Origin of the sequence: Alteromonas sp. ALT199 (assembly GCF_018619335.1) — a bacterium.
Classification (GTDB): domain Bacteria; phylum Pseudomonadota; class Gammaproteobacteria; order Enterobacterales; family Alteromonadaceae; genus Alteromonas.
The window spans coordinates 1-10428 of the sequence record NZ_JAHHDX010000013.1; the positions used below are offsets into that span (position 1 = coordinate 1).

9 protein-coding genes are annotated in these 10428 nt (G+C 42.8%); 4 read left to right on the forward strand and 5 right to left on the reverse strand.

All coding sequences use genetic code 11. From position 1 onward, the window contains the following. The first annotated feature begins 88 nt into the window (after positions 1–88). From KL866_RS01220 to KL866_RS01230, 3 genes are read left to right on the forward strand one after another with little or no spacing between them, the layout of a single operon-like run. On the forward strand, positions 89–1141 hold the full coding sequence (locus tag KL866_RS01220) for a hypothetical protein (RefSeq protein ID WP_025255060.1): 1053 nt from the start codon (positions 89–91) through the stop codon (positions 1139–1141). Positions 1142–1198: 57 nt separating this feature from the next. Further along, complete coding sequence (locus tag KL866_RS01225) at positions 1199–1657, forward strand: YfiR family protein (RefSeq protein WP_214992597.1); 459 nt, start codon at positions 1199–1201, stop codon at positions 1655–1657. Then, on the forward strand, positions 1657–3696 hold the full coding sequence (locus KL866_RS01230) for a bifunctional diguanylate cyclase/phosphodiesterase (RefSeq protein ID WP_214992609.1): 2040 nt from the start codon (positions 1657–1659) through the stop codon (positions 3694–3696). The genes KL866_RS01225 and KL866_RS01230 overlap by 1 nt, the downstream gene beginning before the upstream one ends. Before the next feature lie 40 nt (positions 3697–3736). Here the strand turns inward: KL866_RS01230 and KL866_RS01235 are convergent, their stop codons facing one another. Then, positions 3737–4687 carry a LysR family transcriptional regulator gene (locus KL866_RS01235; protein WP_214992612.1) on the reverse strand — a complete coding sequence of 317 codons (951 nt, stop codon included), beginning with the start codon at positions 4685–4687 and terminating at the stop codon, positions 3737–3739. Between the two features lie 189 nt (positions 4688–4876). On the opposite strand from KL866_RS01235, the gene KL866_RS01240 reads away from it, so the two are divergent. Beyond that, positions 4877–5707 carry a DUF4437 domain-containing protein gene (locus tag KL866_RS01240; RefSeq protein ID WP_214992615.1) on the forward strand — a complete coding sequence of 277 codons (831 nt, stop codon included), beginning with the start codon at positions 4877–4879 and terminating at the stop codon, positions 5705–5707. Here KL866_RS01240 and KL866_RS20600 read toward each other — a convergent pair. Genes KL866_RS20600 through KL866_RS01260 form a run of 4 tightly spaced genes read right to left on the reverse strand, consistent with a single transcriptional unit; the run spans position 5685 to position 10335 of the window. Further along, complete coding sequence (locus KL866_RS20600) at positions 5685–5975, reverse strand: DUF3325 family protein (protein WP_025255056.1); 291 nt, start codon at positions 5973–5975, stop codon at positions 5685–5687. The two genes, KL866_RS01240 and KL866_RS20600, sit on opposite strands and share 23 nt — an antisense overlap. After that, a complete protein-coding gene (locus KL866_RS01250; RefSeq protein WP_214992618.1) occupies positions 5972–7582 on the reverse strand; it encodes a PepSY domain-containing protein in 1611 nt (536 codons plus the stop codon). The genes KL866_RS20600 and KL866_RS01250 overlap by 4 nt, the downstream gene beginning before the upstream one ends. Beyond that, positions 7579–7872, reverse strand: a complete 294-nt coding sequence (locus KL866_RS01255) for a hypothetical protein (RefSeq protein ID WP_025255054.1) — start codon at positions 7870–7872, stop codon at positions 7579–7581. Before KL866_RS01255 ends, KL866_RS01250 begins: the two co-directional genes overlap by 4 nt. 15 nt (positions 7873–7887) lie before the next feature. Beyond that, on the reverse strand, positions 7888–10335 hold the full coding sequence (locus tag KL866_RS01260; RefSeq protein WP_025255053.1) for a TonB-dependent siderophore receptor: 2448 nt from the start codon (positions 10333–10335) through the stop codon (positions 7888–7890). Between the last annotated feature and the right edge of the window lie 93 nt (positions 10336–10428).

Sequence of the window (10428 nt, forward strand, 5' to 3'; positions counted from 1 at the left end):
ACAATACTAAAGACTAATAAGCAAGGTTTCTTAACTCCCGTATACTACCCTATAATTATGCAGACATCTTTTTTTCAGCGGTTCTAATATGTTGCTACGCTATATATTTCCATGCTCTCTTTTCTTTACCAGCGGGTTCGCTTACTCACAAAGCACGCCATCAGAATTTGCTGAAATGAGCTTCCAAGATTTACTCAACGTAAATGTTAGTGACAATGCTGACAGTTTAGAAAAACGAAAGTGGACGCTATCCTTACAGTTTAAAGCCGCTGAGTTTGACGGTTATATGATTGACGACAGTGATGTATCACTGGATGAAGTACTATTTAGCCCTGGTGAAGAACCCCGAACTGAAGAGAACTTCCCAGTTGTACCTACCGTCATTAATCAATATGCGAAAATTGTACAAATAGGTTATCAAGTAAGCAGCAACATCAAGTTAGGCATTCAGATACCGCTCATTAGGCAAGAAACCGATCATGTTAGCGTGGTGCCCGGATATGATGAGTTTTTAATTTCATCTGAAGGATTAGGCGATGTCGTCGTTACTGGGCACTATGAGTTCGCGTCGAACGAAAACTACAGTATTTGGTTAAGTGGCGGCATTAGTTTTCCTTCAGGTTCAATTGATGAAGAGGGAGATACGCCGCGTGCCGCGGGAGACCAACAGCTCCCCTACACTATGCAACTTGGGTCTGGTACATATGACTTGCCTTTAGAAATAGGCTACCAAAACAAGGGGCAATACCCTTTTTCGATTATGTTTTCGGCGCGAGTGCGCACCGGTGAAAACGACAGAAACTATCGTCTGGGTAACAATTACGAAATTAACGGCAAATATAATTTTATTACCTCACAAAATACTACTCTATTTGCTGGCGCAGAACTGAGCTATGCAGACTCAATTCACGGTCGAGATGATGATATAACAGTAGGTGGCGCATTCCCCTATCCTGCCGGTATTACTAACCCAGAATTGTATGGTGGAAGCAAGGTAAGATTATTCGGCGGCGTTAACTACCTCGCTACAGACTGGCTGCAACTTCAACTTAGTGCCAGTAAGCCGGTATACCAAAATCTAAATGGTCCTCAGCCCAAAGAGTTATGGCGTTTTGGTTTTCAATTGTCGACTCTATTTTAAGCAAACTGTGTGATAAAACTACCAAACTCTTTCGTCGTCAAAATAATAGGAGTAGCAGTGCTTTATTGCTTACTCTGTTCCCACGCGACTGCCGAACTCCCTAAAATTGATAAGCTTAAAGCCGCTTACATGTACAACTTTACCAAGTTTATTACATGGGAGCGCAATGAGTCTGTTCCTACCGTTTTTTGTATCCACAAGAACGATGAGCTTTTGTCGTTTTTCGATGCGTTAGTAAAAACCCGGGAAAAGGAAAAAGCAAGCGTTGTAGTATCTGATAGTAAAGACGCCAGCGCCTGTCATATGACTTATTTATCTACAAGTGATGATTTAACGGTCGCCCATTTGCGTAACAGCGTATTGATTACAGAAAGCGATACTTTAACTGATGCAGCCCCTGTTTTCCGCTTTTATACTGAAAACCAAAAACTCAGGTTTGAAATCGATATAGCAAGAGCAGACGAATTAGACATTAAAATTAGCGCTAAGCTGTTACAAGTTGCGAGGATCAAGTAATGTTTCGACGCTCCTCGTTTTTCACCAAACAGCTTTTCGCGGTCCTTATCGTTAACTTTTTTTCGTTGTGCTTGGTAGCTGGGCTGCTTTACAACAACTTTGTCGCCGATTACAAAAGTAACTTGGTAGATGTATTAGATAACCAATCTACCCTTCTCGCTTCTGCGACAAGTACATCGGTATTATTTAGCGATGCTGAAACTACCCAAGAACTGCTTGATGCCGCATCTAAACTTCCCGCAATAAAAAGTGCTAAGGTTTACGACGACGCATATTCGGTCATTGCAAGCTACACCATGGATGACTTTCAGGATGATATATCTTTAACAACACTAAAAGAAGGTGCAACCTTTGGTGAACAACTGATCTACTACCTCAAGCCTATCGAATTCAACGACGAAGTTATTGGTTACCTTGTTCTTACCGCAAGTATTACGTCGTTGGAAGAAAAGCAGCAACATGCCATGTATGTTGTTTTAGCTGTGCTCTTAATCAGTATGCTGCTTACCTACATCTTTCACTGGCGACTTCAGAGCTTTCTGTCTAAACCCATTCAACAGCTTATTTCTCTTGTAAAGTTAGTAGGAAGTAAACGTGAGTACTCTAAGCGAATTCCTGACGAAAGAAGCGATGAACTCGGTGAACTGTTTAAAGGTGTAAACCACATACTAGCAACCGTAGAAAGTCATCAAACCCAGCTTCAAGCACAAAATACTGAATTAGAGAAAGTTGTAGAACTACGCACCAAACAGCTTTATCAACGCGCGAACTATGATGCGTTAACCCAGCTTCCAAACAGACATCTATTTGTTGAGAAACTCGATGACGCTGTAACCAAAGCTAATAAACAAAGCTCTGCTCTTTCAATTTTGTTTCTCGACTTAGATAGGTTCAAACTTATTAACGACACGTTAGGTCATGACATCGGCGATGAAGTTTTGGTTATCGTTGCCAAAAAACTAACGGCGATAATCTCTGAGGAAGATTGCGTTTGCCGCTGGGGCGGTGATGAGTTTGTGATAATGCTTGAAGGTGTTGCCGAACATGATGAACTTGTTGCACTATCCTCTGAAATTATAGATAGCCTTAGCCAGCCTATGGCGATAGGTAGCAACCAGCTACACATTTCAACCAGTATTGGCATTGCACTACACAAAAGACACGTAGAAACGGGAATAGAGATATTAAAGCATGCCGATACGAGCATGTATCACGCTAAAGAAAGGGGCCCCGGCCACTATAGTTTTTTTAATATTGAAATGCTTGAAGAGTCTTTAGTGCGGTTGTCATTGGAAAGTCGAATAAGACAAGCAATTAAGCTCGAAGGGGCGTTCTCGCTAGTTTATCAACCCCAGGTGTGCATACATAGCGAGAAAATAATTGGGTTAGAGTCGCTCATTCGTTGGAATGACGAAGGCACTAACATCGCGCCATCTCGGTTTATTCCCGTAGCAGAGGAAGCGGGATTAATTAACCCTATTACTACTTGGGTGCTTTCCAGTGTCTGTCGTCAAATTCGCAGTTGGATTGACGAAGGGATAAATTTGGTGCCGATAGCGATCAATTTACCTGCAAGCTTTTTGATTCAGCTAGACTGTGCAGAGCAAATCGAAGAAGTATTAAGTAAGTATCAGGTCCCGCCACATTTACTTGAAGTTGAGCTAACCGAAAACACGTTTATTAGCTCTACAGACTTTGCATTAACTTCTCTTAAAAAACTGAAAAAAATTGGCCTCAAAATTTCCATTGATGATTTCGGGACTGGCTATTCTTGCCTTAGCTACATAGGCACACTACCTATCGATAAGCTCAAAATTGATGGAAGCTTCGTTACTCAATTAGGGCAATCAGGCTCTAACGACGGTATTGTTAACACCATAATTATGCTTGCTAAAAGCTTAGAACTGACCACTTTGGGCGAGTGCGTAGAAACCGAAGAACAGCAGCGGGCTCTTATCGAAATGGGTTGTGACTCGGTCCAAGGATATTTGCACTACAAACCATTAAAAAGCAGTGAGATTGCGAATTTGTTGCGGTAATTGGGTAATACTTCGTGAAAACTAAATACTTAACAATATTTTAAGTCCATGGCCATTCACTTTCATTAAGTAAGCCTTTTTCTATAAGCTTGTGTCGACGGTCCTCAATGGCCAATTTCAATTCATCTCTAACTAATCTTACTGCTGGGGTGATCAAATGTCGGCTGGGTAACATTAACCACATTTCTGTTAATGGAACCTGATACTCATTCAACACACGCTTTAATTTACCGCTTAATAAATCTTCAGCCACGTCAATGGCTGACTTCTTGGCAATGCCCATACCGTCAACGCACCATCGCCTAACAATGTCTCCGTCGTTGACGGCGCGGTTGCTGCGTACTTTCACCTTTATTTTTTCACTCTCTTTAACCAATTCCCATGCGTTATGGGTTTGATCGTAAAGTTTATAGAGCAAGGCGTTATGCTGAATAAGATTGTTTGCTGTTAGTGGTTCACTGTACTTTTCAAGGTATTTAGGCGATGCACAGATAACATGTGGAATATTGCACACTTTAAAACCATACATTTGAGATTCTTTTACAGCTTCTTTAGTCATGGCACGAAGTGCAACATCCACGCCGTCGCGATAAAAATCCACACGACTATCGCTAACGTGCAGTCGCAAGGAAAGCTCGGGGTTTTCACTTTGTACTTTATTAAGGAGTTCACGCATTAAATTACGCCCCATCTCTGAAGACATGGCCATGCGAAGCTCACCATTAACACTTTGCCTTTCCTCTGTAATGAGTGATAAACCTTGCTGAAGCATGTCTAGCGCCTGTTGAGCCATAGGTAAGTATTGTTCCCCTTCGTGGGATAATCTTATTTTGCGGGTACTTCTCACAAATAGCGCTACGCCAAGCTGCTCTTCTAAACGTTTAATAGCCATGCTTGCAGCAGATGAACTGATATCAAGTTGTTTAGCTGCTGCAGTTATCGAGTTGACTTCAGCCACTTTGACAAACACAGAAAGGTCTTCGGTTTTCATACTATCCTCACAGGTTTAGTCCATGCACACCTTTTTCCACACAAGAAAGAAACATAATGGATCATCTCTATTATCCCCGTTTTCGGGAAAGTCTTTATTGATTTTGGTCGTTTATTATCCGTTCTCTAACGAATAAACTGCAATTCTTTCGTAAACGAAATTAGTAGTAAGGATAAGCAGGAGCTTTATATGAAAAAGATCGCATGGCGAAAACTAACCGTGGCAACGCTAATTATGAGCGCTTGTTCCGCTTTCATAACCAGTGCCTATGCTGAAACCAAAATTGTAACCGCCGAAAATGTTGAATGGGGTTACTTAAACCCTGCACGCGGTGACAAAAGCCCAGGCGCGGCAGACTTATGGGGTGATAGAACTAAAGACACAGCTACCGGTATGCTAGTGCGTTTCAATAAAGGCTTCGAGTCGCCACCACACATTCACAACATTACCTATCGCGGTATTGTTATAAAAGGTGAAATGCATAACGACGACCCAAGTGCCGCTAAAATGTGGATGCCTACAGGCTCGTTTTGGACTCAGCCTGCGGGCGAAGACCACACTACAGCAGCAAATGACAAAACTAACCTCATTTATTTAGAAATTGACGAAGGGCCTTACTTAGTTAAATCGTCAAAAGAACATTTCGACAATGGAGAACGACCCGTTAATCTGCATATCGATAATATGGTGTGGCTGCAAAAAAGCGACCTTGTAAATATAGGAGCTGACGGCGTGTCCGCTACTTACTTATGGGGTGATACCAATAGTGTTTACGGTACTTTAATTAAGCTTCCAAGCGGCTTTGAAGGCTCAATATCATCGAAGGGTGGTGAGTTTAAGGCAGTAGTAGTAAAGGGCAGCCTAAACTATAAGCAAGATAGCAGCGCTGGCGCCCTTACCCTTAACGCGGGAAGCTATATCGAGACATCCACAACAGCGACTCATGAGGTCCGCAACGTAAGTGATGCTGACGCTATCGTTTATGTTAGAAGCTCATCTAAGTATCAAGTAAAGAACTGAAGTACACGGCAATAGTTAGAAGGGCTGCACTTAGTGTGCAGCACCACCATACTATTGCAATACTGGTGATTTCGATGCTTGTCAACGCTAAGTACAAGGATGTAGCTTGTAATATCCAGCCTATTAACTTGGTAAAGGGCGAAAAGGGTAATACTCGTAACACGTGCTTTAACACCCTACTATTACCTGCCTGCTTTGCGTGTTTTTTCATTGCTAACATCAAGCACAAAAAACCCAACAGTTGAAGTATAAAAACCAGCGTTATCATTGCTGTCCCTTCTTTACAAAAGCGCTAGTCTCAGTGTTTTCCTTAACGTTTTGCTCACTTGAAATACGCAAACTTATTTTTTTAGCAGCCCAATACAAAATAACGCCTGAAATAAGAAAAGCAGGAATAAAGCTTAAATAAACGCTATCTACATTTAGCATACTGTTTATTATTCGGTCTCTAAATAACACTAGCTCTATGGCAACGGTGAAAAAACAAAGCGCACTTGCGAAAGCAAACTGCTCTTTCCATGCTATTGCAGCGTTTGCACGCCAAAATGCGTGAACAGCACTTAATGCCCACACAGTAAAAAATGTGTTTACTTCTAGTTGAGCGCGACCTGTTACATCGTGTCCTATCAACTTGTTAGCAATAAAAAACGATACGCTGGCCAATATTAAGCCAGCAATAGCCGCCACATTGCCTTTTTCCACAAGCGCCAACGTGAACGGGTTTTGTTTAGCGCTTTTTTTCCGCTGAGTTACCCAAATAATATTGCCAGTGGCAATAAGCGCACAGCCTAAAATACCTAACCCAAATAGCAACCATCGCATGCCAATAGGGGCAAAGTTAGCCTGATGAAGCCCATATAAAATTCGGCGTATTTGCGCTGGAACCGTTTCGTCATCGTAGCCTTTAAGTGGTTTACCTGTATAGGTTTCAAAAACTAAACGGTCAGCACGGTTTGATACTGTTGTGGCCTTGCTGCGTTCTAAGATAATACGGCTATTTTTATACCCTACGCCTTCAACAGTAATTCTTGCTATTGGGTTGGGCTCGCGCCACTGGTCATCAATTTTTTCTAGAATATGCGCATAGTTCGGCACAGGGGGCGGCGTGAAGGGCGGCGTTGAGCGCGGCACGTTCACCGAGTGGTCATTACCAGTGACTTTTTCTTCTAGCTGCAGGCTCGGCAGTGAAGGGATAATCTGTCGATTTACGCCTCGCTCTCCCCGCTCGAAGTTAGCGTTAGCGGTATAGGGCAAATACATGATTGCGTAAATGAAAATGCCGCTTAGGCAAATCATAATACAAAATGGAATAGTGAGAATACCTGCTAAAGCATGAAAGTCGGTGGTCCACTTTTTTAGCTTTTGCGGGCGTAGCGTAAAAAAGTCTTTAAAAAACCGGCGGTGTGTATAAATCCCGGTAAAAATAGCAAGCAGCATAGCCATTGCAGCAATGCCCGCAATGTATCGCCCGCCATAGCCTCGAAGTTGCAATGTGTAGTGAAAATTTCTAAAAAACAAGCCGCCTTTAGTTTCTGTTTCATTTTCTACTGAAGCAAACTTATCGTCAAACGTAACCGTTTGCCTTTGCTTACCCTCACGCCATTGCACACTCCAACGAGCAGAACGCTCTGAAGGCAAGGCTATTCGCCACTGTTCAGCTTCACCTGCATGTTTACTCAAATAACTAAAAGAGTGGGCGATCATCGATTGCTGACTTTGAGAAATGCTTGCTCTTTCAGGCATCAGATAGCGCGTTATTTCCGGTGTAAAATAGCTCAACGTGCCAGTAAAAAATATGGCGAAAAGCAACCAGCCGAGTATCACACCTAAATAAGTGTGTAACCAAATCATACTCTTTCTGAATGTAGCTTTCATAATGGGTTGCTTAAAGGTGAAACTAAGGGAAGCGCCAAAACGAGAGTGGCACTAAAAGCAATTAAAAACGCGCACCACTTCACCGTATGCTTAATAGCAAAGCTTGCGATAAATACAGCAAAAAATACAAAGTAGCTTGCCATACTGCCACTTAGTATTGCTACTCCCTCTTGCTGGTTTAACGTGTGGAAAAATATAAAAGCGAAGTAAAAGCTTATTAGCGCAGAAACGGCATAGCCGCCCAAAATGGCGGCTATGCTACGCAGCGCAACGTCTACGTTCTTGTTCAATGTGCTTACTCTTTTTTAGAAGCGATAGGCAACTGAAAGTTTCGCATTACGCTCTTCACCAGGCAAACCACCTAAATACATAGCACTGCTGTAGTAGTCTGTGTTATCCAAGTTACGAATGTTTAGCTGTACGTCCCAGTCATCAGATACATAGCTAACTGCCGCATCCCATACTGTGTATGAATCTACGAAAGCATAGTCTACGCCGAACGCTGAAGCTGAAATAGTACGTTCATCTTCATAAGTTACACCAACGCTGAACTTAACCGGCGCAGGTAGTGCTTCAAAGCTATGGCTATAGGTTAACCAGGTACTTGCAAACTTTTCAGCAATTCCCTTGGTCTGTTCTTCATCAGTGCTCGATGCAAATGCACCTGGTTCAGTACGTGGCTCTTGATAAGTAGCGTTAGCATTAAGCGACCACTGCTCATTAATATCGAAGTTAATGTCTACTTCAACACCCGTAGTGCGGTCTTGTTCATCGTAATAAAACTCTGGTACATCAACGTTGTAAGACGGATCTTCAATATTATCTTCATATAGTGGATTAGTGTATTGAAGGTTTGTACGCGCCGTATCAAACACAACCACCGAGCCAATTACCTGTTCGTTTAGCGCAGTAAAACGTACACCTAAATCCCACGATTCTGATTCAGAGTCAGGGCGGTTGTTTTCTTCTGATAGCGAACCTAGTGTGCTGTACGCAGTGCGACCTTTTGAGTGGTTAATGAAAGTACTTAGGCTGTCGCTATACATGTAGGTTAAACCTAGGTTGTAGGTGAAACCATCATCGTTTGCATCGTACTCTGGGTTACCGTCGCTAAATTGGTTCTGATAGGTTTGCTTTACGCCACCGTATGCTCCACCAATACGTGCAGTAAAGTTATCATTTAAATACAGGACTTCTTGGAAGCTCACCCCCCAGCTAGATACCTCTTTGTCGTACCTGCTACGAAGCGCTGGGTTATAATCTTCAAAAGTGCCTGTGGGCCAATTTGGGTTACGAATGTCTAAGATATAAGGCACAGCATCGCTTCGTGTATCGTCTGCATCCCAAATAGACCATTGCGTATACTCTACGTCCATATTTTCATAGTTAGCACTGAATAGATGCTCACCACGAATATCTCCGAGCGACCAAGTATTGGTTAGGTCGATGAAGTATTGCCACACACTTTCTTGTGCTTCAATTTTGCGGTATTCCTGTCGACGCGCTGCGTACGGATAAAGTACGTCGTCAATTACTAGAGGCGCTCGAGGCTCTAAGTTAGTGGTACCATTACGGTCCACATATACATAGTTGTAAGCACTGGTTTGGCGAATGTACGACGTTTCGTAGGTTCGATATTGCAATTGCTGGGTTAAAGACCAATCATCGTTAATTACCAAGTCTTGACGAAGCTTTACACGGAACTCTTCGCCTTCATTCGGGCGAGAAATTGGTGAGATAAGGCTAGTGTCACCCAAGTCGAAAGGCTGAACCCCATCGGTAGAAACTAGCGATGCAGCTAATTCGTCGCGCTGAGCGTCGGTAAGCTGTAAACCACCTGACTCTGCAGTATCGTTAACTAAGTCAGCGCCAGTTAAGCTGCCTGCATCAGTATCAAACATGGTTAGGTCGATAAGTCGAACAGGATGACCTACTGAATCAATTTGTACTGCATCGTCGATATACGCGGCTGACAAAAGAAATTGATTATCACTTGATGCAACATATTTGAGTGATGTGTAAAGCTCGCTTCGCTCATCACTAAGCCCGCGATAGCCGTCAGACTGTTCACGGTTTGCTACTACGCGATAAGCAAGGTCCTTGTTAATCGCGCCTGTTGCGTCAGCCATTATTGAATAGCTATCCCAACTGCCTACAGAGGCTTTAACCTCATAGGCTTCTTGAAACTGCGGCTTCTTCTCAATAAGGTTGATAATACCGCCCGCTTCGCCCATGCCGTATAGGCCAGTTGCAGGGCCTTTCAGCACTTCAATACTTTCGATATTAGTCATTGAGCGCGTTGGGTTATAGCTGTTGCCCAAATCAGCTCCAGCGTAAATACCGTCAAAGGTGTAGTTAACACCAAGGCCGCGAATAGCTAAGTTATCACCTACACCGTAATTGTTGCCATCTTGGCTTAAGCCACTGATGTTGCGAATACTCTCTTGCAGCGTATCAACACCCTGCTCTCTTAACAAAGTACCGTCAACAACAACGATAGCCGCTGGCGTTTCCATTAGGCTCATATTCGATTTAGTGGCCGTACCCGACTCTAAAATAAGTCGATTGTGACGACCGTAAACGGTAATGACGTCTAAGTTTTCTTCCGTACTTTGTGCTTGAGAGTCTAAAGGTGTATCAGCATCGTTTTCTTGCGCTAGTGCCGACGTGGCAGTGACTGTCGACGTCACAGATAAAAGAGAGAGAAGAATTGCATTAGCAACTTTACTTTTTTTGTGTGAAGTGTGGTTCATTTTTCGCCTAAATCTAAATGATAATAGTTATCGCTTTTGATAAGGCGGCGAATGTTAGAATGAGAACTCGGTTAAATCAATATAAAAATAGAC